General features: G+C 66.1%; 16 protein-coding genes. 7 read left to right on the plus strand and 9 right to left on the minus strand.

Annotation, left to right across the window (positions count from 1 at the left end; all coding sequences use genetic code 11):
• Positions 1–115 precede the first annotated feature (115 nt).
• Positions 116–505, minus strand: a complete 390-nt coding sequence (gene cueR, locus CEY05_RS00230; protein ID WP_088595393.1) for a Cu(I)-responsive transcriptional regulator — start codon at positions 503–505, stop codon at positions 116–118.
• A complete protein-coding gene (locus tag CEY05_RS00235) occupies positions 502–2,988 on the minus strand; it encodes a heavy metal translocating P-type ATPase (protein WP_088595394.1) in 2,487 nt (828 codons plus the stop codon). The genes cueR and CEY05_RS00235 overlap by 4 nt, the downstream gene beginning before the upstream one ends.
• 212 nt (positions 2,989–3,200) lie before the next feature.
• On the opposite strand from CEY05_RS00235, the gene CEY05_RS00240 reads away from it, so the two are divergent.
• The 3 genes from CEY05_RS00240 (at position 3,201) to CEY05_RS00250 (ending at position 6,272) form a co-directional block, all read left to right on the plus strand.
• A complete protein-coding gene (locus CEY05_RS00240; protein ID WP_088595395.1) occupies positions 3,201–3,401 on the plus strand; it encodes a heavy-metal-associated domain-containing protein in 201 nt (66 codons plus the stop codon).
• Between the two features lie 581 nt (positions 3,402–3,982).
• Positions 3,983–4,720, plus strand: a complete 738-nt coding sequence (locus CEY05_RS00245) for a glutathione peroxidase (RefSeq protein WP_088595396.1) — start codon at positions 3,983–3,985, stop codon at positions 4,718–4,720.
• A 133-nt stretch (positions 4,721–4,853) separates the two neighbouring features.
• Positions 4,854–6,272: a dihydrolipoyl dehydrogenase gene (locus CEY05_RS00250; RefSeq protein WP_088595397.1), complete on the plus strand. Its 1,419-nt coding sequence runs from the start codon at positions 4,854–4,856 to the stop codon at positions 6,270–6,272.
• Between the two features lie 36 nt (positions 6,273–6,308).
• Here the strand turns inward: CEY05_RS00250 and CEY05_RS00255 are convergent, their stop codons facing one another.
• Positions 6,309–7,085, minus strand: coding sequence for an NAD(P)H-dependent oxidoreductase (locus CEY05_RS00255; RefSeq protein ID WP_088595398.1), 777 nt, complete (start codon positions 7,083–7,085; stop codon positions 6,309–6,311).
• A gap of 90 nt (positions 7,086–7,175) precedes the next feature.
• Between CEY05_RS00255 and CEY05_RS00260 the strand changes: the two genes are divergently transcribed.
• On the plus strand, positions 7,176–8,090 hold the full coding sequence (locus tag CEY05_RS00260) for a LysR family transcriptional regulator (RefSeq protein ID WP_088595399.1): 915 nt from the start codon (positions 7,176–7,178) through the stop codon (positions 8,088–8,090).
• Positions 8,091–8,316: 226 nt separating this feature from the next.
• On the opposite strand, the gene CEY05_RS00265 is transcribed toward CEY05_RS00260, so the two are convergent.
• The 6 genes from CEY05_RS00265 to CEY05_RS00290 form a co-directional block, all read right to left on the minus strand.
• Positions 8,317–8,565, minus strand: coding sequence for a GlsB/YeaQ/YmgE family stress response membrane protein (locus tag CEY05_RS00265; protein ID WP_088595400.1), 249 nt, complete (start codon positions 8,563–8,565; stop codon positions 8,317–8,319).
• A gap of 187 nt (positions 8,566–8,752) precedes the next feature.
• Positions 8,753–9,367: an SCO family protein gene (locus CEY05_RS00270; RefSeq protein WP_088595401.1), complete on the minus strand. Its 615-nt coding sequence runs from the start codon at positions 9,365–9,367 to the stop codon at positions 8,753–8,755.
• Between the two features lies 1 nt (position 9,368).
• The gene (locus tag CEY05_RS00275) at positions 9,369–11,498 is read right to left on the minus strand and encodes a M3 family metallopeptidase (RefSeq protein ID WP_088595402.1); all 2,130 of its coding nucleotides are present in this window, start codon (positions 11,496–11,498) and stop codon (positions 9,369–9,371) included.
• 112 nt (positions 11,499–11,610) lie between these two features.
• Positions 11,611–12,456, minus strand: coding sequence for a bifunctional methylenetetrahydrofolate dehydrogenase/methenyltetrahydrofolate cyclohydrolase FolD (gene folD / locus CEY05_RS00280; RefSeq protein WP_088595403.1), 846 nt, complete (start codon positions 12,454–12,456; stop codon positions 11,611–11,613).
• A complete protein-coding gene (locus CEY05_RS00285; RefSeq protein WP_057652095.1) occupies positions 12,453–13,079 on the minus strand; it encodes a response regulator transcription factor in 627 nt (208 codons plus the stop codon). The genes folD and CEY05_RS00285 overlap by 4 nt, the downstream gene beginning before the upstream one ends.
• The gene (locus CEY05_RS00290; RefSeq protein ID WP_088595404.1) at positions 13,076–14,830 is read right to left on the minus strand and encodes a PAS domain-containing sensor histidine kinase; all 1,755 of its coding nucleotides are present in this window, start codon (positions 14,828–14,830) and stop codon (positions 13,076–13,078) included. Before CEY05_RS00290 ends, CEY05_RS00285 begins: the two co-directional genes overlap by 4 nt.
• A 259-nt stretch (positions 14,831–15,089) precedes the next feature.
• Between CEY05_RS00290 and aceE the strand changes: the two genes are divergently transcribed.
• The 3 genes from aceE to lpdA are packed head-to-tail and all read left to right on the plus strand — an operon-like array spanning position 15,090 to position 21,343.
• Positions 15,090–17,798, plus strand: a complete 2,709-nt coding sequence (gene aceE, locus CEY05_RS00295; protein ID WP_088595405.1) for a pyruvate dehydrogenase (acetyl-transferring), homodimeric type — start codon at positions 15,090–15,092, stop codon at positions 17,796–17,798.
• A gap of 11 nt (positions 17,799–17,809) precedes the next feature.
• Positions 17,810–19,504, plus strand: a complete 1,695-nt coding sequence (gene aceF, locus CEY05_RS00300) for a dihydrolipoyllysine-residue acetyltransferase (protein ID WP_088595406.1) — start codon at positions 17,810–17,812, stop codon at positions 19,502–19,504.
• 12 nt (positions 19,505–19,516) lie between these two features.
• Positions 19,517–21,343, plus strand: coding sequence for a dihydrolipoyl dehydrogenase (gene lpdA, locus CEY05_RS00305; RefSeq protein WP_088595407.1), 1,827 nt, complete (start codon positions 19,517–19,519; stop codon positions 21,341–21,343).
• Positions 21,344–21,413: the final 70 nt, after the last annotated feature.

Below are 21,413 nucleotides of genomic sequence, written 5' to 3' on the forward strand. Positions count from 1 at the left end.
CGCTGGCTGCGCGATAAATCCGAGGGACGGTCAGAGTAGTCTCGGCGCGCGCCCGGCCCGAGGGGCGATCAACGTTGTTCCAGCGTCCGCCCCGTTCGAGGCGGGCAACGCCATCTCAGGGCGCGCCCAGTTCATCGATGATCGGGCAATCCGGTCGTTGGTCGCCGTGGCAATGGGCGGCCAGGTGCTGCAGGGTGTCCGCCATCTGGCGCAAGGCCGCGGCCTTGCGCTCCAGTTCCGCCACGTGTTCCAGCGCGATGCGCTTGACGTCGGCACTGGCGCGGCCACGATCGCGCCACAAGGCCAGCAGATCGCGCATGACCTCGATGCTGAAACCCAGGTCGCGCGCCCGCCGGATGAAGCGCAGGGTGTGCAGATCGTGTTCGGAGTACACGCGGTAGCCTGCTTCCGTGCGGCCCGCCGCGTCGATCAAGCCGATGCCTTCGTAATAGCGGATCATCTTCGCGCTGATGCCCGTCGCCGTCGCTGCCTGTCCGATGTTCATCGCGCACTCCCGAAAGTGGAATGGCTTGTCCGCAGTGAATCTTGATGACTGCCGTAGCGTTTCAGCCGCAGGGCATTGCCCACCACGAAGACGCTGGACAAGGCCATGGCCGCCGCCGCGAAGATGGGCGACAGGGCCGGACCGCCCATGGGTTGCAACACGCCCGCCGCCAGGGGAATCAAGGCGACGTTGTACGCGAAGGCCCAGAACAGGTTCTGGCGGATGTTCACCAGGGTGGCGTGGCTGATACCTATCGCGCGCGGCACGCCCCGCGGATCTCCTGACATCAGCACCACGTCGGCGGCATCCAGCGCAACGTCGGTGCCGGTGCCGATGGCGATGCCGACATCCGCCGCCGCCAGGGCAGGGGCGTCATTGATGCCGTCGCCGACGAAGGCCACCTTGCGGGTCTTGGCATTGCCCCCAATCGCCGGCGCTTCCGTGCCCGGCTGCGCCGGGGTTTGCGCCCGGGCCTGCGGCGCCGCCGGCGCCTTTGCCTGTGCTTGCGTCTGCAACTGCGCGATCATGCGTTGCTTGTCGGCCGGCAAGGTCTCCGCGTACACATCGTCGATGCCCAGTTCCCGCGCCACTGCCTGCGCCGTGCGGCGGTCGTCCCCGGTGATCATGGCGGTGCGCACCCCGCTGGCATGCAGGGCCGCGATGGCCTGCGCGGCGCCCGGCTTGATCGGGTCCGATACCGCCATCAGCGCCGCCAGGCGGCCGTCGATGGCGACATGGATCGGCGTCTTGCCCGCGTTGGCCCAGGCTTCGGTGGTGGCGGCGAAGGCGGAGATGTCCACGCCTTCCTGACGCATCAAGGCGGCCGATCCCAGCAGCAGTTTGCGTCCCTGCACGGTGCCGCGCACGCCAGCGCCGGTCAGCGCCTGGAAGTCCTGCAGGGCTGGAACCGTCAGGCCCGCCGCCTGTGCCGCGGCCAGGATCGCCACCGCGATGGGATGTTCCGACGCGGACTGCACCGCGGCGGTCCAGGCCAGCACGTCGTCGCGCGTAAGGACGTCTTCACGCGCCGGTGCGCCGGCGTTCGCGCCGTTCTGGCCGCCAGGGAGCGCCGCATGATCTTCACCGGCGCCGTTCTCGCGCAGGCCCGCGGCAAGCTGCATATCCGTCAGCGCGGGCTTGCCCAGGGTCAAGGTGCCGGTCTTGTCGAACGCGACGACATCGACATCGCGCAAGGTCTGCAGCGCCGTGCCCTGGCGGAACAGCACGCCCAGTTCGGCGGCGCGTCCCGTGCCGACCATGATGGACATGGGCGTGGCCAGGCCCATCGCGCAGGGGCAGGCCACGATCAGTACGGCCACCGCATGCACCAGGGCCAGCGGCAGCGCGGGCGCGGGACCCCAGCCCAGCCACGCGGCGAAGGTGAGCAGGGCGGCCAGCAGGATGGCGGGCACGAAGTAATAGGTCACGCGGTCGACCAGCGCCTGGATGGGCAGGCGGGCGCCCTGGGCCTGCTCGACCAGTTGCGCGATGCGGGCCAGCGCGGTGTCGGCGCCCGTGTGGGTGACGCGTACCGTCAGCGCGCCAGTGGTGTTCAGCGTGCCGCCGGTGACGGCGGCACCGCGCGTTTTTTCCACCGGCACGGGTTCGCCGGTGATCATGGATTCGTCGACATAGGAACCGCCGTCCAGCACTTCGCCGTCCACCGGGATTTTCTCGCCGGGGCGCACCAGGACATGGTCGCCGGCACCGACTTCAGCGATGGGCAGATCCACGGGCGTGCCGTCTCGCAACACGCGCGCGGTGCGCGGCTGCAAGGCCGCCAGGCGGGCGATGGCCGCGCCGGTGCGTCCTTTGGCGCGTGCTTCCAGCATGCGGCCCAGCAGGATCAGGGTGACGATGACCGCGGCGGCTTCGAAGTAGACGGCACCGGTGCCGGCGGGCAAGGCATCGGGCAGCAGGGTGGCGACGAGGGAATAGGCCCAGGCGCTGCCTGCGCCCAGGGCGACCAGGGAATTCATGTCGGGGGCACGGCGCCACAATGCCGGCAGGCCCAGCAGGAAGAAGTGGCGGCCGGGGCCGGCCAGCAGCAGGGTGGTCAGCAGGGCTTGCAGCAGCCAGCTGTTCTGCACGCCGATGTGGGCGCTTATCCAGGTGTGCACGGGCGGGAAGACGTGGCCGCCCATTTCCAGCAGGAAGACGGGCAGGGCCAGGGCCACCGCCAGCCAGAAGCGTCCTTGCAGGCGCCGCGCTTCCGCCTCGCGCTGGGCGTTCAGTTGCTCGGCCTGCCGGCTGGGGTCTTCGATGATGCGCGCCTCGTAGCCGGCCTTGGCTACGGCGGCCAGCAAGGCGTCCGCGGCATCTCCTTGCCAGGCCACGTGCGCCCGCTCCGTTGCCAGGTTGACATGGGCGGTGCTGACGCCGGGCACCCCGGCCAACGCCTTCTCGACGCGCCGCACGCAAGACGCGCAAGTCATGCCTTCGATGGCGAGATCCAGTTCGGCGGGGAGGGCGGGCGTATTCATGATGGGGGGCGAGGATGAGGGTAGACGGTGTAAGTATCATCCTTCCCATGATGGTAAGGTCAAGCGGGGAGAATGCAAGCGGGCTTGGTGACATGGGGCGCGGCGCTGCACTCATGAAGGCGCTTGACCCTCCCATTATGGGAAGGTTTATCCTGTACTTGTCGTGGAGGTCCGTTCGGGCTTCCAACTGAAACAGCAACAGGAGAGAAATCATGGCTTTGCAATACCAAGTACCCGATATGACGTGCGGCCATTGCGTCAAGACCATCACCGGCGCCGTGACCGCCGCCGTTCCGGGCGCGACCGTTGAAGCTGACGTCGCCAGCCATCGCGTCACCGTCACTGGCACGAACGACAGCACCGCCGTGGAATCCGCCATCCGCGACGCCGGCTACAGCCCCACCTCCGCGTAATTCCCCGCGCCCGCGCCGGGTCGCGGACCGCGTCGGAGTCGCATCATCAGCGCAGGCGCCCGGACCACGTCGTGGCTGCGCCATCGGCGCAGTGCGCCCATGCGGCGTCGTGGCTGTGCCGTCGGCGCAAGGCGCCCATGCGGCGTCGTGGCTGTGCCGTCGGCGCAAGGCGCCCGTGCGGCGTCGAGGCTGCGCCGTCGGCGCAAGGCGCCCGTGCCGCGTCGAGGCTGTGCCGTCGGCGCAGGGCGCCCGTGCCGCGTCGTGGCTGGGCCGTTGGCGCAAGGCGCCCGTGCAGCGTCGTGGCTGCGCTGTCGGCGCGAGGCACTCCGGCCGTGTCGTGGCGGTAGCGTGCACGGCTGAACGCTTGCGCGCTCAACCTGCCAAAAGTGCCCGGCCCTTGGGGCCGGGCACTCCCCCTCCACGGTGGCGGATAGAATAAAAACTATAGCCAAAAACCCACCAATTGCCAAAAACTATCGATAACGTAAATTTATTAAATTACCAATTAAGATAGTTCTTATTTATTATTCGGTCATGGCGTCAACGCCGACATTCCAACCCCAAGACCGGAGATTCATCCCATGCTGCAAGCTCGTGAAGGCCAACGCGTTCCCAACGTCACGTTCCCCGTCCGTGAAGGCAACGACTGGAAGCAAGTAAGCACCGACGACGTGTTCAAGAACAAGACGGTAGTGGTTTTCTCCCTGCCCGGCGCGTTCACCCCCACCTGCTCATCCACCCACCTGCCGCGCTACAACGAACTGGCGCCCGCCTTCTTTGCCAACGGCGTCGACAGCATCGTCTGCCTGTCGGTCAACGACACCTTCGTCATGAACGAATGGGCCAAGGACCAGGAATCGTCCAACATCACCCTGATGCCCGACGGCAACGGCGACTTCACCGAAGGCATGGGCATGCTGGTGGACAAGCGCAACCTGGGTTTCGGCAAGCGCAGCTGGCGCTATTCCATGCTGGTGCGTGACGGCGTGGTCGAGAAGATGTTCATCGAGCCCGAAAAAGACGGCGACCCCTTCGAAGTCTCCGACGCGGACACGATGTTGAACTACCTGTCACCCAGTGCCGCCAAGCCGGATCAAGTGGTGGTGTTCTCCAAGGTCGGCTGCCCCTTCTGCACCGAAGCCAAGGCCATCCTCGAAGACAAGGGCTACAACTTCGTCGACATCCCGCTGGACAACAAGGTCCGCGGCCGCGTGATCGGCGCCGTGTCGGGTGCGGGCACCGCCCCGCAGGTGTTCATCAACGGCGCGTTGATCGGCGGCCTGGACAGCCTGAAAGCCCACTTCGCCATCGCCGCCTGATCGCGACGGCATGCCCCGCGGACCGCGCGCGTTCTTAGGCGCGCGGCCCGCGGCGCACCAGGGTTCTGACCCCGCCCTTGCGCCGACCGCCGGCGCACGTGGCCGGCCCCGTATTCAGTTCCAAAGGATAAGCATGAAAACCCTCCACACCGATGTCGCCGTGATCGGCGCCGGCACCGCCGGATTGGGCGCCTACCGCGCGGCCATCGCCGCCGGCAAGCGCGCGCTGCTGATCGAAGCAGGCCAGTACGGCACCACCTGCGCCCGTGTGGGCTGCATGCCGTCCAAGCTGCTGATCGCCGCCGCCGAGGCAGCGCACACCGCCGCCCACGGCGCGCCTTTCGGCGTGCACATCGACGGCGCCGTGCGCGTCGATGGCCGCGAGGTGATGGCCCGCGTGCGCCGTGAACGCGACCGCTTCGTCGGCTTCGTGGTGGAAGGCGTGGAAAGCATCCCGGCGCAGGACAAGCTGCTCGGTCATGCGCGCTTCGTCTCCGACAACGTACTGCACGTGGACGATCACACCGAGGTCCGCGCCACCAGCGTGGTGATCGCCACCGGTTCGACCCCCGCCGTGCCGCCGCCGTTCAAGGCCTTGGGCGACCGCGTGGTCGTCAATGACGACGTCTTCTACTGGGACGACCTGCCGCGCAGCGTGGCCGTGTTCGGTCCCGGCGTCATCGGCCTGGAGCTGGGCCAGGCGCTGGCGCGCCTGGGCGTGCGGGTGCGGGTGTTCGGCATCAGCGGCAGCCTGGGCGGCCTGTCGGATCCCGCGGTACGGGACAGCGCCCGTAAGGCCTTCCAGGAAGAGTTTTACCTGGATCCCGATGCGCGCGTGCTGGAAACGGTGCGCGAGGGCGATGCGGTGAAGGTCCGCTATGTGGCGCTGGACAACCGCGAGCGCACCGAAACCTTCGACTATGTGCTGGTGGCGACCGGCCGCCGCGCCAATGTGGGCGGTCTCGATCTGAAGAACACGTCGCTCAGGCTGACCCCGGCCGGTGTGCCGGAGTACGACCGCTACACGATGCAGGCGGGCAAGTCGTCCATCTTCATCGCGGGCGACGCCAACAGCGATGTACCGCTGCTGCACGAAGCCGCCGACGAAGGCCGCATCGCTGGCCAGAACGCGGCCCATCATCCGCACGTCACGCCCGGCCAGCGCCGCGCGCCGATGGCGGTGGTGTTTTCCGATCCGCAGATTGGCGTGGTCGGCACCCCGTACAGCCGCTTGCAGGAAGGCAGCTACGTGACCGGCGAAGTGGATTTCGGCAACCAGGGGCGTTCACGCGTCATGCTGAAGAACAAGGGTCGCCTGCACGTATACGCCGAGCGCGCCAGCGGCCGCTTCCTGGGCGCGGAAATGGCCGGTCCCAGCGTTGAGCATCTGGCGCATCTGCTGGCCTGGGCCCTGCAGCAGGGCTTGACCATCGACGCCATGCTGGAAATGCCTTTCTACCACCCGGTGGTGGAAGAGGGCTTGCGCACCGCCTTGCGTGATGCGCAAGCCAAGCTGCAGGCCGCGCGCCTGCCGCTGCCCGCGGCGGCTTGAAAAAACCGGCAGGCCAGGCGCCCGTAAGGGTCTTCGCTACACGATGTGTGCGGCGAAGCCGGCTTTCCCCTGCGCCAGGTCCTCGCGCAGCGTCAGTTGCGGGATCGCGTAGTCGCCGGCGTTCTGGCGGCGGAAGGGAATGGGCGCCTGCGTCCACAGGTCGTCCAGGCGCTGTCCCAACGCGGCCGTCGCTTCCGCGTAACGGGCCTCATCCACCCGGCTGCTGCGGTAAATGGCGAAGGGCGGCAGGACCTCGAAGCCCGGATAGAACAGCATGCCGTGCTGGATGGGAAACAGCAGATCGTCCAGCGGGCCATTGATCCCGCGCGGCCCGTAATGCGAGGCCCAGCCGCCCGTCGTCACTACCAGCATGGCGCGCTTGCCGGCCAGCATGCCTTCGCCATAGCGGTCGCCCCAGCGGCGGTCGGAGTGCTCGCCCACACCGTAGCCGAAGCCATACGCGTAGACCCGCTCGAACCAGCCCTTCATGATGGCCGGCATGGAGAACCACCACAGCGGGAACTGAAACAACACCGCGTCGGCCCAGCGCAGCTTGTCCTGCTCGGCGGCGATGTCGGCGCTTTGCGTGCCGTTTTCATAGGCATGCCTGGAATCGAGCGACGCGTCGAAGCGCGCGGCCGAATCGCGGTCCAGGCGGTCGGCGCCATCCAGGGTGGCTTTCCAGTTCATCGCGTACAGGTCCGACACCTGCACGGTATGGCCCTGCGCACGCAAATGCTGGACGGCAAAGTCCTTCAGGGCGCCGTTGAGCGAGCGCGGTTCGGGGTGGGCATAGACGATCAGGACATTCATGGCGGGGATCTACCGTAGGTAAGCAATGCAGCCAGCTTAGAAATTTCCGCGCTATATTGGAAATGAATTTCTGAAATTCCAGGTATTGCAATGGACAATCTCAGGCGTATCGACCTGAACCTGTTGGTGACGCTGGATGCGTTGCTGGCGGAGTTGAACGTCACGCGGGCGGCGCAGCGCCTGTTCCTGGCGCAGCCCACGGTCAGCGTGCAACTGGCCAAGCTACGCGAGGTCTTCGATGATCCCTTGCTGCTTCCCGGGCCGCGCGGCATGCGTCCTACCGCGCGGGCCTTGGCGCTGCGCGAACCGTTGCGCGAGGCATTGCGGACGCTGGCGGGCACCATCGCGCCTATGGAATCCTTCGATCCGGCCCAGGCCGATATCGCCTGGCGCATCGCCGCCACGGACTACAGCGAAACCACGGTATTGCTGCCTTTGCTGGCAAACCTCTATGCGTTGGCGCCGCGCTGCCGGGTGGCCGTGCTCGAACTGGCGCCGCCCAGGCTGCCGGCGCAGATGGAGAAAGGCGAGATCGACCTGGGTTTCCACATCTGGGACGAAGCCGACACACCGGCCCGCCTGCATCGGCAACTGCTGTTTCGCGAACGCTATGTGCTGGCCGGGCGGGCGGGGCATCCCGGTTTACGGCGCCGGCCCAGTCTGAAGCAGTTCTGCGCCCTGGAACACGTGATCGTCTCACCGGATGGCGGGGGCTTTCATGGCGTCACGGACCGTGTCCTGGCCGGCCTGGGCCTGCAGCGGCGCGTCGCCTTGTCGGTGCCGCATTTCCTGTTCATGGCCGCCGTGCTGTCACGCACGGACCTGGTGGGGATGCTGCCGGAGCGCCTGCTGCACGCCGCACCGGGGCTCCGCGTGGTGGCGCCGCCGGTGCAAGTGCAGGGCTATGACATGGCCATGTTCTGGCACGAACGCAGCCATCGCGACCCCGCCCATGCGTGGCTGCGCGGCCTCATCGCCGCGAACGCGGCACCGGAACGGCATTAGTTCGCCGCCGCGCGCCGACCGCTGCAGCCGCACGTTGAACGGTTGATTTTCATCCGGAATGCGCCAGCATGCCGCGACTGCAGGCGTTTCGCGATTGGCTTTTTTCCGAAGCCCGGAGCGCCCGATCGAATCCCGCTCTCGTTGAAACGCCCGCCCCAGGGAAAGACTCGCCCCAATGAAAAAGCCCGCCCTCGAAGGAGGGCGGGCTTCAGCGCAGTCTGTTGGACTACGCGCGGCGGCGCACCAGGCCGACGACGAAAAGCACGATGATGGCGCCGACCACCGAGGCGATCCAGCCGGCCGGTTCACCGGCGGCGTACCAGCCCAGCGTGCGGCCGAGAAAACCGGCCACGACGGCACCGACAATACCGAGTATGGTGGTCAGGATGATGCCCATAGGCTGTTCGCCGGGCATGATCGCGCGCGCGATCAAGCCTACGATGAAACCCACGATGATCATGATGATGATGTCCATGCCGTGCTCCTGTTGTTTACGCGTGAAGGGCGAAGGGGTGAAAACAGCGCGATCATAAGCACGCGTCGTGCCTGCCGGGTGTAATAAATCGAATCCCGGTGCAAAGCCGCCTCGGCCGCGCATCGTGGTGCCTGGCCATCGAGGAGGGCAGGCAATGAGGGCAAGGGTGCCCTCCAGCGTCCACGCTTTATTTGAGCAACGGTTTCAGGCTTTGCACGATTTGCGTGGCGTCGGCGCTGTCGGCCAGCAGCAGGCGTGCTCGCCCCGTGCTGTCGAACACGAAGACGCCCCGGCTGTGGGCCACGCTATAGACCTCGGGGTCCGCACCGGGACGCGGCTTCTCGATCTGGTAGGAAACACGGTAGCGCCGCGCCAGGTCGGCGATCTGTTTGTCCGTTCCGGTCAGGCCGATCGCCGAGTGGTTGAACGCATTCACATACGCTTGCAAAGCGTCCGGCTTATCCCGGTGAGGATCGACGCTGACGAAAAGGATGCGGACCTTGGCCGCATCCTCGCCCAACTGGTTCAACACGTCGGTCAACTGCGCCATGGTGGTGGGACAGATGTCCGGGCAATTGGCGTAGCCGAAAAAGAGCAGCACGGTACGTCCCCGCACGTCGGCATCGGTGACGGTCTTGCCCTGCGCGCCGGACAGCGAGAAGCGCAGGTCGGGCAGGTGGCCGGCCACGTCATACACGGCTTGCGCCGCCCGGGCCTGCACCGGCAGGCCGGTGAGGATCGCCCCCGGCAGCAGGCATGCCGCCGCCAGGAGCCACGCTGACCAAGGCCGGCGCGCTGCCATGTCAGGCCGCCGGCGCCGCTGCCATGCCGCTGTGACGCAGCAGGGCATCGATGCGCGGCTCGCGTCCGCGGAAAGCCTTGAAGGATTCCGCCGCCGGCCGCTCGCCGCCTACCGCCAGAATCTCGCGGCGGAAGCGTTCGCCCGTGGCGGGGTCCAGCGTGCCCTGGCCCCGGTTGGCACCTTGAGCCTGGCCTTGGGCCGGAACCTGAGCCGGATCTTGCGACCTCGCCCGCGCGGCTTCCTCGAACGCTTCATAGGCGTCGGCCGACAGCACTTCCGCCCATTTGTAGCTGTAGTACCCCGCGCCGTACCCTCCCGCGAACAGATGCGAGAAGCTGTGCGGCATGCGGTGCCAGGCGGGCGGCGAGAACACCGCCACCTCGTCGCGCACCGTCTGCAGCAGCGCCAGCACCTCGGCGATGGGCGTGCCCTGCGCCTTGTCGTGCAGCAGCATGTCGAACAGCGCGAACTCGATCTGGCGCACCGTCTGCATGCCGCTCTGGTAATTGCGCGCGGCCAGCAGCTTGTCATAGAGCGCGCGCGGCAGCGGCTCACCCGTGTCGACGTGCGCCGACAACTGCTGCACCACCGGCCATTCCCAGCAGAAGTTCTCCATGAACTGCGAGGGCAGTTCGATGGCGTCCCATTCCACGCTGGCGAAGGCGGCGGCGCCAGGCTCGTCCACTTCCGACAGCAACGCATGCAAGGCATGGCCGGTTTCGTGGAACAGGGTGATGACGTCGTCATGCGTCAGCAAGGCGGCCTTGCCGCCATTGCCGCTGCCGGGCCGGGAGAAATTGCAGGTCAGGTACACCACGGGCGTCTGCACCGTGCCCGCCGTCACGCGGCGGCTGCGCTCGCTGTCGACCCAGGCGCCGCCCTGCTTGCCGGCGCGCGCATAGAGGTCCAGATAGAGATAGCCGACCAGACCGCCATCGGGACGCTCCACGCGCACGCCGCGCGCGTCCGCGTGCCAGGCCGACACCGGCATTTCCTGCAGGCGCACGTTGAACAGCGTCTGGATGACGCCGAACAGGCCGGCCAGCACGCGCGGTTCGGTGAAGTACTGCTTGATCTCGTCTTCCGAATAGGCATAGCGCGTTTCGCGCAGGCGCTCGGACGCGTAGGGCAGGTCCCACGGTTGGACATCGGCCAGGCCCAGTTCCTTGGCGGCGAACTCGCGCAACTGTGCCAGGTCTTGCTGGGCGTAGGGGCGGGCGCGGCCGGCCAGGTCGCGCAGGAATTCCGCCACCTGGGTCGCGCTGCGCGCCATGCGGGTCTGCAGGCGCAATTCGGCGAAATTGCCGTAGCCCAGCAGGCGCGCTTCCTCGGCGCGCAGGCCCAGCAGTTCTTCGATGAGCGGGGAGTTGTCGTAGCGGGTGTCGCCCTGTTCGGACGCCACCGTGCCGTAGGCGCGATAAAGCGTCTCGCGCAGCCCGCGGTCACGCGCATATTGCATGACGGGCAGGTAGCAGGGCATTTTCAGCGTCAGCTTCCAGCCTGTCTTGCCATCGGCCTGGGCAGCTTCGCGGGCCGCCTCCAGGACGTCGGCGGGGATGCCCGCCAGGCGCTGCTCGTCTTCCACCAGCAGCGACCAGGCGTCGATGGCGTCCAGGACGTTTTCGGAAAACTTCTGCGAAACCTGCGCTTCGCGGTCGGAAATTTCGGCGTAGCGTTCGCGGTCCTCGCCTTGCAGTTCGACGCCGCCCAGGCGGAAGTCGCGCAGGGCCAGGTCGACGATGCGGCGCCGCACGGGGCTCCAGGCCTCGAAGCCCGGGACATCGCGCAGACGCTGGTATTGCTTGTACAGGCCTTCGTGCAGGCCGACCCACGTGGAGAACTCGGTGACCTTGGGCAGGGCGGCGTTATAGGCTTCGCGCAGCGCGGGCGTGTTCACCACGGCGTTCAAATGCCCGGCCACCGACCAGGCGCGCCACAGGCGCTCGGAGGCGGAGTCGAGCGGTTCGACCACGGCTTCCCAAGTGGCGGGCAGGGCGGGATCGGCGGCCTTCTCGACGGCGGCTCGCGCCACCTCCAGCAGTTCATCCACCGCCGGCACCACATGCGCCGGTTGGATGGCCGCGTAGTCGACCAGGTCTTGCACGGGGGCGAGGAGGGGATTGCTGCTCATAGGGGTATTCCGGGAAGACAAACGTGCACTTCAGGTGGGGACGATTGTAATTCCTGCAAGGCCAGGCAGGCGCAGGCGCCGTCCGGCGCCCGCGGGAGTACCCCCCAGGGGCCTAGCCTCGTTCCGCCGCTTCGACCGTATTCACCATCAGCATGGCGATGGTCATCGGGCCCACGCCGCCCGGGACGGGCGTGATGGCGCCGGCCACCTCGCGCGCCGACGCGAACTCGACGTCGCCGCACAGCTTGCCGTCAGCGCCGCGGTTGATGCCGACATCGATCACCACCGCGCCCGGCTTGATCATGTCGCCCGTGACGATGCCGGCCTTGCCCGTGGCTACCACCAGCACGTCGGCGCGGCGGGTCTGGGCGCCCAGGTCGCGCGTCTTCGAATTGCACAGGGTGACGGTGGCGCCGGCGGCGAGCAGCAGCATGGCCATGGGCTTGCCGACGATATTGCTGGCGCCGACGATCACCGCTTCGGCCCCGCGCAAGGGCACGTTTTCCGCTTCCAGCATCTTCATCACGCCATAGGGCGTGCAGGGGCGGAACAGCGGCTGGCCCGTCATCAGCAGGCCGGCGTTGCTGATATGGAAGCCGTCCACGTCCTTTTCCGCAGCGATGGCTTCGATCACCTTGTGGCTGTCCATATGGGGCGGCAGCGGCAGCTGCACCAGGATGCCGTGGATGGTCGGATCGCCATTGAGGATGGCGATGCGTTGCAGCAGCTCCGCTTCGCTCATGGTGGCGGGGTACTGTTCCTTGACGGAGTGCAGGCCGGCCTTCTCGCAGGCTTCCACCTTGTTACGTACATAGACCTGCGAGGCGGGGTCTTCGCCCACCAGCACCACGGCCAGGCCCGGACGCACGCCGGACTCGACCAGTTTCGTCACGCGTTGCGCGACTTCCTCGCGGATCTTCTGCGACAGCGCCTTGCCGTCGATAATGCGTGCCGTCATGCGTGTGCCTCGGGTTTCGCCAGGGCCACCTTCATCAGGTCGGCCACGGTCGTGACTTCCAGTTTTTCCATGATGTTCGCGCGATGCGCTTCCACCGTCTTGATGCTGATACCCAGGTCGTCGGCGATCTGCTTGTTCAAGCGGCCGGCGACGATGCGTTCCAGCACTTGCTGCTCGCGCGCGGTCAGGCGTGCCAGCATGGCTTCATGGTCGCGCTGGGCCTGGAACTTGGACACGCGCTGCGTGGCCTGTTCCAGCATGCGCGCGACGATTTCGCGCAGGTCCGATTCGTTGAAGGGCTTTTCCAGGAAGTCGATGGCGCCTTTCTTCATCGTGGTCACCGCCATCGGCACGTCGCCGTGGCCGGTGATGAAGACGATGGGCAGGGGCGCGTTGCGGGCGATCAGCTGTTCCTGCAATTCCAGGCCGCTCATGCCGGGCATGCGCACGTCGGCGATGAGCACGCCGACCAGGTTGGGATCGTAATCTTCCAGGAAGTTCTCGGCGCTGGGATAGGCACGCACGCGATAGCCATTGGCTTCCAGCAGCCAGCGCAGCGAATCACGGACGGCTTCGTCGTCGTCCACTATGTATACCGTGCTCGACGGGATTGGGGTGTTCATGCGTGGAGCTCCTCGGACTGGTCAGACTGCGACTGCGATTGGGGCGCGGCGCAGGGAAGGGTAAAGCGGAAGATCGTACCGCCGGCCGGGTTCGGATCCGCCCAGAGGCGGCCATGGTGCGACTCGATAATGGTACGGCAGATATTCAGCCCCATGCCCAGGCCTTGCGACTTGGTGCTGAAAAAAGGTTCGAACAGGCGTTCCGGGTCGGCCAGGCCGTGGCCGCGGTCGACCACGGCGACCTCCAGATGCTGTTCGTGCGTAATCACGGCGACCTTCAGTTCGTCGGACTCGCTGTTTTCCATGGCTTCCAACCCGTTCTTCAGCAGGTTCAACAGCACCTGCTCGATCAGGATGGGGTCGGCCAGCACTTCGGGCGCGTTGGACGGCACGAAGCTTTCGATGCGGATGCGGCGCTTGCGGGCGTCGATTTCGGCGAAGCCGATGGCGTTCTCGACGATGCCGCCGATGGCCACGCGCTGGCGCCGCGGTTCGCTGCGCTTCACGAATTCCCGGATGCGGCTGATGATCTTGCCGGCCCGCTCGGCCTGCGCGGCCGCCTTTTCCAGCGCCGGCAGCAGCATGCGCGGATTGGTATGGCCGGCTTTCACCAGCGCCACCGCGCCCATGCTGTAGTTGGCGATGGCCGTCAGCGGCTGGTTCAGTTCGTGCGCCAGGGACGAGGCCATTTCGCCCATGGTGGTCAGGCGGCTGGTCAGCTGGATCTTTTCCTGCTGCACCCGCGAGGCTTCCTCGTGGTTGCGGCGCTCGGTGATGTCACGCGCCACCTGCAGGCGCACGCGGCGGCCGTCGGTCCAGGCCAACATGCGGTGATGCACTTCGAACCAGCGCTGCACCGAAGGCGAGAACACCTCCACCGATTCGTCGGTGAAGCGGCCCCGGCGGCCGGCCAGCAGTTCGTCGTGGCCGCCCGTCTGGGCGCCGAACACGCGCCGGTAGGTGCGGTTGGCGAACAGCAGTTCCAGGCCGTCATGGGTGTCGGCGGTCACGGAGATGGCGTCATCCAGGCCCTCCAGCACCGTCATGAAGCGCTCGTGCGCCGCCGTCAGGGCTTCGCGAATGCGCTTGGGCTCGGTGATGTCGGTCATGGAAGTCATCCAGCCGATCTGGTTGCCGTTGGGGTCGAGCAGGGGCGACACGTACATGCGCGCGGTGAAGCGCGAACCGTCACGCCGCTGCGCTTCCACCTCCAGGCCGCTGCTGGGCGTCTTGCCCGAGGTCAGGATGTCCAGGGTGTGCTGATGCTGTTCATGGCGTCCCGGCACCCAGTAAGGGAAGGGCGGGCTGCGGCCGATCAGGTCGGCTTCGTTCCACCCTATCATCCGACAGAAGGCGGGATTGACGTAGGAGATGCGGCCGTCCAGGTCCAGCACCCGCATGCCGGTGGACATGGAATTCTCCATGGCGCGGCGAAACCCGGTCTCGGCGATCAGGGCCGCTTCGGCGTGCGAGCGGAAACGCGTGTAGCGCCACAGCATCAGCAGGCTGATCACGATCACGCAGGACAGGGCCAGCACCACCCACAGCAGGCGCTGCTGGCGCATCTCCTGGTCGATGGTGACGAACATGACGCTGTCGTCGTGGATGCGCTGGAGCCAGAAAAAGACTCCCATCACACATATATAGAGCACCAGCACCAGCACGGGCGTCAGCCAATACAGGCCGCGCCGGCGTAACCGGGCGTGGTCGTGGAACGGAGTGGGGATGTTCGACTTGGGGGCGCTGGCCATGGCTGTACCGGGAAGACTGCCGGCATTTTAGCTGTACATTTCGCATCACGATAATTTAGCGTTTCGCATTATGAAATGCCGTACCGCAACATGAAATTTTGCTTGCGAGCGACTATTCTTGTTTCTAGAATGCCGCTCAAACGACGTGGCCTGGCCATTATTCTCCTGTCATTCGACAGGGAAAAATGAAACGCAGGCCGGTTATTCTTGCCCGCTCCGCTATCGCAGTGCGCGGCCACAACCTTTCAGGAGACACACGATGTCCTCTAACGCCCAGGCTGGCGCTTACTCGGCCGCCAACGACGAAGACACCCTAGAAACTCAGGAGTGGCTCGAAGCCCTGGCGGCGGTGCTGGAACGCGAAGGTCCGCAGCGCGCCCACTATCTGCTGGAGCGCCTGATCGACGAGGCCCGCCGTTCCGGCGCGCACATCCCGTATTCGCCCAACACCGCCTACGTGAACACGATTCCTCCTGGCCTGGAACCGGCTCACCCCGGCAACCTGGAACTGGAAGCGCGCATCCGTTCGTACGTGCGCTGGAACGCGATGGCCATGGTGGTCCGGGCCAACAAGCATAACCCGCCCGATGGCGGCGACCTGGGCGGCCACATCGCGTCCTTCGCCTCGCTGGCGACCATGATCGGCACCGGCCAGAACCACTTCTGGCACGCTGAAAGCGAAGACCGCGGCGGCGACCTGGTGTATTTCCAGGGCCACTCCTCGCCCGGCGTCTACGGCCGCGCGTACCTGGAAGGCCGCCTGACCGAAGACCAGCTGAACCATTTCCGCCAGGAAGTGGACGGCAAGGGCCTGTCCTCCTATCCGCATCCCAAGCTGATGCCGGAATTCTGGCAGTTCCCCACCGTGTCGATGGGCCTGGGCCCGCTGACCGCCATTTACCAGGCGCGCTTCCTGAAGTACCTGCATGCCCGCGGCATCGCCGACACGTCGGCCCGCAAGGTCTGGGTATTCTGCGGCGACGGCGAAATGGACGAACCGGAATCGCTGGGCGCCATCGCCCTGGCGGCGCGCGAGAAGCTGGACAACCTGATCTTCGTCATCAACTGCAACCTGCAGCGCCTCGACGGCCCGGTGCGCGGTAACGGCAAGATCATCCAGGAACTGGAAGGCGACTTCCGCGGTAGCGGCTGGAACGTCATCAAGCTGATCTGGGGCGGCTATTGGGATCCGCTGCTGGCGCATGACAAGGAAGGCATCCTGCGCCGCGTGATGGAAGAGACCGTCGACGGCGAATACCAGGCCTACAAGGCCAACGACGGCAAGTTCGTGCGCGAGAATTTCTTCGGCAAGCATCCGCAGCTGCTGGCCATGGTCGCCCGCATGAGCGACGAAGACATCTGGCGCCTGAACCGTGGCGGCCACGATCCCCACAAGGTGTACGCGGCCTTCTCGGCAGCCAGCAACCACAAGGGCCAGCCGACCGTCATCCTGGCCAAGACCATCAAGGGTTACGGCATGGGCCACGTGGGCCAGGCCAAGAACCCCACCCACCAGCAGAAAAAGCTGGAGCTGGAATCGATCCGCGAATTCCGCGACCGCTTCGGCATTCCCATTCCCGACGACAAGCTGGCGGACCTGCCGTACTACAAGCCGGCCGAGGATTCGCCGGAAATGAAGTACCTGCACGAACGCCGCAAGGCGCTGGGCGGCTACCTGCCCACGCGCCGCGTCAAGGCCGACGAAGAACTGAAGGCCCCGGCGCTGGACGCGTTCAAGGCCGTGCTGGAGCCCACCCAGGAAGGGCGTGAGATTTCCACCACCCAGGCTTTCGTGCGTTCGCTGAACCAGATCCTGCGCGACAAGCAGCTGGGTCCGCGCGTGGTGCCCATCCTGGCCGACGAATCGCGTACCTTCGGTATGGAAGGCCTGTTCCGCCAGATCGGTATCTATGCGCCGGAAGGCCAGAAGTACACCCCGGTCGACAAGGACCAGGTCATGTACTACAAGGAATCCGCCGACGGCCAACTGCTGCAGGAAGGCATCAACGAAGCGGGCGCCATGAGCTCGTGGATCGCCGCGGCGACGTCGTACTCGACGAACAACCGCATCATGATCCCGTTCTTCGTGTACTACTCGATGTTCGGCTTCCAGCGTATCGGCGACCTGGCCTGGGCTGCCGGCGACATGCAGGCGCGTGGCTTCCTGATCGGCGGTACCGCCGGCCGTACCACGCTGAACGGCGAAGGCCTGCAGCACGAGGACGGTCACAGCCACCTGATGGCCGCGACCATTCCCAACTGCGTGCCTTACGACCCGACCTATGCGCACGAATTGGCGGTCATCATCCAGGACGGCCTGCGCCGCATGGTTGAAAACCAGGAAAACGTGTACTACTACCTGACCGTGATGAACGAGAACTACCCGCAGCCTGGCCTTACCGCCGGCGACGAGGAAGGCATCGTGCGCGGCATGTACAAGCTGAAGAGCGTGGGCAAGGGCAAGCAGCGCGTGCAACTGATGGGCTCCGGCACCATCCTGCGCGAAGTGCAGGCCGCCCAGGAACTGCTGGAAGCGGATTGGGGCATCGGTTCGGACCTGTGGAGTGTCACCAGCTTCACGCTGCTGCGCCGCGACGGCCTGGACGCCGAGCGCCACAACCTGCTGAATCCGCAAGACAAGAAGCCGCAGGTGCCGTTCGTCACCCAGCAGCTGGAAAAGACCACGGGCCCCATCATCGCGTCGACCGACTACATGAAGATGTTCGCCGACCAGATTCGCCCGTTCGTGCCCAAGGGCCGCGACTTCCGCGTGCTGGGCACCGACGGCTTCGGCCGCTCGGACTTCCGCGCCAAGCTGCGCGAGCACTTTGAGGTGGATCGCCACTTCGTTGTATTGTCGGCACTGAAGGCGCTGGCCGACGAAGGCACGATCCCGCTTGCCAAGGTGGCCGAAGCCATCAAGAAGTACGGCATCGATCCCAACAAAGCCAACCCCCAATACGCCTGAGGGTAAGACACATGAGCAATACGGTGGAAATCAAGGTACCCGATATCGGCGACTTCAAGGAAGTGGAAGTCATCGAAGTGCTGGTGGCCGCGGGCGATGCGATCAAGGCCGAGCAGAGCCTGATCACGGTCGAATCGGACAAGGCGTCGATGGAGATCCCGTCGTCGCAAGCCGGCGTGGTGAAGTCGGTGAAGGTGAAGGTTGGCGACAAGGTCGCGATGGGTTCGGTGGTGCTGGAGCTGGAAGCGGGCGATGCTGCCCCGGCCAAGGCCGAAGCGCCCAAGGCCGAGGCCCCCAAGGCTGAGGCGCCCAAGGCCCAGGCCGCTGCCGCGTCCGCGCCGGCCAAGGCTGACGCGCCTGCCCCTGCCGCCGCGCCCGCGCAGGGCGGCGGCGAGGCCGACATTACCGTGCCCGATATCGGTGACTTCAAGGAAGTTGAAGTCATTGAAGTGATGGTTGCCGTCGGCGACACCATCAAGGCGGAGCAAAGCCTGATTACCGTGGAGTCCGACAAGGCCTCGATGGAGATCCCCGCTTCGCAAGGTGGCGTGGTCAAGTCGATCAAGGTCAAGGTGGGCGACAAGGTGTCCAAGGGTTCCGTGCTGCTGGTGGTCGAAGGCGGCGGTGCCGCCGCGCCGGCGGCTGCTCCGGCAACGCAGGCCGAGGCGGCTCCCAAGGCTGAGTCCGCGCCGAAGGCTGACACGGCGGCTGCTGCGGCGCCGGCCCAGGCCGCCGCGGCGTCGCGTCCGGCCGCCGCGCTGGAAGCTTCCGCGCTCAAGCCCGGCCAGTTGCCCCACGCTTCGCCGTCGGTGCGCAAGTTTGCCCGCGAACTGGGCGTGGACCTGGTGCGCGTGAAGGGCACCGGCGCCAAGGAACGCATTACGCAGGACGACGTGCGCAACTTCGTCAAGCAAGCCCTGGCTGGTGGTGCGGCCGCCGCGACGGGCGCCGCCCCGGCCGCGGCCGGCGGTGGCTTGAACGTGCTGGCGTGGCCGCAGGTCGACTTCGCCAAGTTCGGCCCGATCGAAGCCAAGCCGCTGTCGCGCATCAAGAAGATTTCCGGTGCCAACCTGCATCGCAACTGGGTCATGATTCCTCACGTCACCAACAATGACGAAGCGGACATCACGGACCTGGAAGCCCTGCGCGTGACGCTGAACAAGGAAAACGAGAAGGCCGGCATCAAGGTCACCATGCTCGCGTTCCTGATCAAGGCCGTGGTTGCGGCCCTGAAGAAATTCCCCGAGTTCAATGCCTCGCTGGACGGCGACAACCTGGTCCTGAAGCAGTACTACCACGTCGGCTTCGCCGCCGACACGCCCAACGGGCTGGTGGTGCCGGTGATCCGCGATGCCGACAAGAAGGGCATTTTCGAGATCGCCAAGGAAACCTCCGACCTGGCCAAGAAGGCGCGCGACGGCAAGCTGTCGCCGGCTGAAATGCAGGGCGGCTGCTTCTCGATCTCGTCGCTGGGCGGCATCGGCGGCACGCACTTCACGCCCATCATCAACGCGCCGGAAGTGGCCATCCTGGGCGTGTCGCGCTCGGATCGCAAGCCGGTGTGGAATGGTAGCGAGTTCGTGCCCCGCCTGATCCTGCCGTTGTCGCTGTCTTACGACCACCGTGTCATCGACGGCGCCTCCGCGGCTCGCTTCAATGCCTATCTGGGCGCGCTGCTGGCCGACTTCCGTCGCATCGCGCTATAACCGGGGAGCCCTATGAGCAATACGGTGGAAATCAAGGTACCCGATATCGGCGACTTCAAGGAAGTGGAAGTCATCGAAGTGCTGGTGGCCGCGGGCGATACGATCAAGGCCGAACAGAGCCTGATCACGGTCGAATCGGACAAGGCGTCGATGGAGATCCCGTCGTCGCAAGCCGGCGTGGTGAAGTCGGTGAAGGTGAAGGTTGGCGACAAGGTCGCGATGGGTTCGGTGGTGCTGGAGCTGGAGGCGGGCGATGCTGCTGCTGCGGCCCCCGCCAAGGCCGAGGCACCCGCTGCCGCCAGCAAGGCTGCACCCGCCGCCGAAGCGCCCAAGATGCCGGCGCCGCCGCCGGCGGCCAATGCCGCGCCGTCTGGCTCGGGTGGCGCTGCAGCGGCGCCTGCCGCGGCAAGCTATGCCGGCAGCGTCGACCTGGAATGCGACATGCTGGTGCTGGGCGCGGGCCCTGGCGGCTATTCGGCCGCCTTCCGCGCCGCCGACCTGGGCATGAAGACAGTCCTGGTCGAACGCTATGCCACGCTGGGCGGTGTATGCCTGAACGTCGGCTGCATTCCTTCCAAGGCGCTGCTGCACGTGGCGGCGGTCATGGAAGAAGCCAAGGCGCTGGCCGATCACGGCGTCACCTTCGGCGAGCCGAAGATCGACCTGGACAAGCTGCGCAGCTTCAAGGACAGCGTGGTCGGCAAGTTGACCGGCGGCCTGGCCGGCATGGCCAAGATGCGCAAGGTCACCGTGGTGACCGGGGTGGGTGAGTTCGCCGATCCCTATCACTTGACGGTGAAGGCGGCTGACGGCAAGACCCAGACCATCCGTTTCAAGAACGCCATCATCGCGGCGGGCAGCCAGGCCGTGCGCCTGCCTTTCCTGCCCGATGACGAACGTGTCGTCGATTCGACCGGCGCGCTGCTCCTGCGCAGCATCCCGAAGAAGATGCTGATCGTGGGCGGCGGCATCATCGGCCTGGAAATGGGTACGGTGTATTCGACGCTGGGCGCGCGCCTGGACGTGGTGGAAATGCTGGACGGCCTGATGCAGGGCGCGGATCGCGACCTGGTCAAGGTGTGGCAGAAGATGAATACGCCGCGCTTCGACAACATCATGCTCAAGACCAAGACGGTGGGCGCGGAGGCCAGGAAGGACGGCATCTACGTCACCTTCGAGGGCGAGGGCGCACCCAAGGAGCCGCAACGCTATGACCTGGTGCTGCAAGCCGTCGGCCGCAGCCCCAACGGCAAGAAGATCGGCGCCGACAAGGCGGGTATCGCGGTGACGGATCGCGGCTTCATCGAAGTCGACAAGCAGATGCGCACCAACGTGCCGCACATCTTCGCCATTGGCGACATCGTCGGCCAGCCCATGCTGGCGCACAAGGCCGTGCATGAAGGCCATGTGGCGGCCGAAGCGGCGTCCGGTGAAAAGTCGTTCTTCGATGCTCGCGTGATTCCGTCGGTGGCCTACACCGATCCGGAAGTGGCGTGGGTGGGCTTGACCGAAGACGAAGCCAAGAAGCAGGGCGTGAAGATCGAGAAGGGTGTGTTCCCGTGGGCTGCTTCCGGCCGTGCCATCGCCAATGGCCGCGACGAAGGCTTCACCAAGCTGCTGTTCGATGCTGAAACCCATCGCATCCTGGGCGGCGGCATCGTGGGCACGCATGCCGGCGATCTGATCAGCGAACTGGCGCTGGCCGTGGAAATGGGCGCGGATGTCGTGGACATCGCCAAGACCATCCACCCGCACCCCACGCTGGGCGAATCGGTGGGCATGGCCGCGGAAGTGGCTGAAGGCGTCTGCACCGACTTGCCGCCGACGCGGAAGAAGTAAGCGGAAGCAGTCGTTTCCGTAGCCCCCGGAAACTGGACCCAGGTCCGGTTTCCGGGGGTTATTCATTGTG

It is taken from the genome of Achromobacter sp. HZ34, assembly GCF_002209485.1.
Classification (GTDB): Bacteria; Pseudomonadota; Gammaproteobacteria; order Burkholderiales; family Burkholderiaceae_B; genus Bordetella_C.

Coding starts and splice junctions, on each gene's coding strand:
- CEY05_RS00240 (WP_088595395.1), top strand. CDS start 3,201: ATGGCTTTGCAATACCAAGTACCCGATATGACGTGCGGCCATTGCGTC.
- CEY05_RS00235 (WP_088595394.1), bottom strand. CDS start 2,988: ATGAATACGCCCGCCCTCCCCGCCGAACTGGATCTCGCCATCGAAGGC.
- CEY05_RS00290 (WP_088595404.1), bottom strand. CDS start 14,830: ATGGCCAGCGCCCCCAAGTCGAACATCCCCACTCCGTTCCACGACCAC.
- CEY05_RS00245 (WP_088595396.1), top strand. CDS start 3,983: ATGCTGCAAGCTCGTGAAGGCCAACGCGTTCCCAACGTCACGTTCCCC.
- aceE (WP_088595405.1), top strand. CDS start 15,090: ATGTCCTCTAACGCCCAGGCTGGCGCTTACTCGGCCGCCAACGACGAA.
- CEY05_RS00265 (WP_088595400.1), bottom strand. CDS start 8,565: ATGGACATCATCATCATGATCATCGTGGGTTTCATCGTAGGCTTGATC.
- CEY05_RS00275 (WP_088595402.1), bottom strand. CDS start 11,498: ATGAGCAGCAATCCCCTCCTCGCCCCCGTGCAAGACCTGGTCGACTAC.
- folD (WP_088595403.1), bottom strand. CDS start 12,456: ATGACGGCACGCATTATCGACGGCAAGGCGCTGTCGCAGAAGATCCGC.
- CEY05_RS00270 (WP_088595401.1), bottom strand. CDS start 9,367: ATGGCAGCGCGCCGGCCTTGGTCAGCGTGGCTCCTGGCGGCGGCATGC.
- CEY05_RS00255 (WP_088595398.1), bottom strand. CDS start 7,085: ATGAATGTCCTGATCGTCTATGCCCACCCCGAACCGCGCTCGCTCAAC.
- cueR (WP_088595393.1), bottom strand. CDS start 505: ATGAACATCGGACAGGCAGCGACGGCGACGGGCATCAGCGCGAAGATG.
- lpdA (WP_088595407.1), top strand. CDS start 19,517: ATGAGCAATACGGTGGAAATCAAGGTACCCGATATCGGCGACTTCAAG.
- CEY05_RS00285 (WP_057652095.1), bottom strand. CDS start 13,079: ATGAACACCCCAATCCCGTCGAGCACGGTATACATAGTGGACGACGAC.
- aceF (WP_088595406.1), top strand. CDS start 17,810: ATGAGCAATACGGTGGAAATCAAGGTACCCGATATCGGCGACTTCAAG.
- CEY05_RS00250 (WP_088595397.1), top strand. CDS start 4,854: ATGAAAACCCTCCACACCGATGTCGCCGTGATCGGCGCCGGCACCGCC.
- CEY05_RS00260 (WP_088595399.1), top strand. CDS start 7,176: ATGGACAATCTCAGGCGTATCGACCTGAACCTGTTGGTGACGCTGGAT.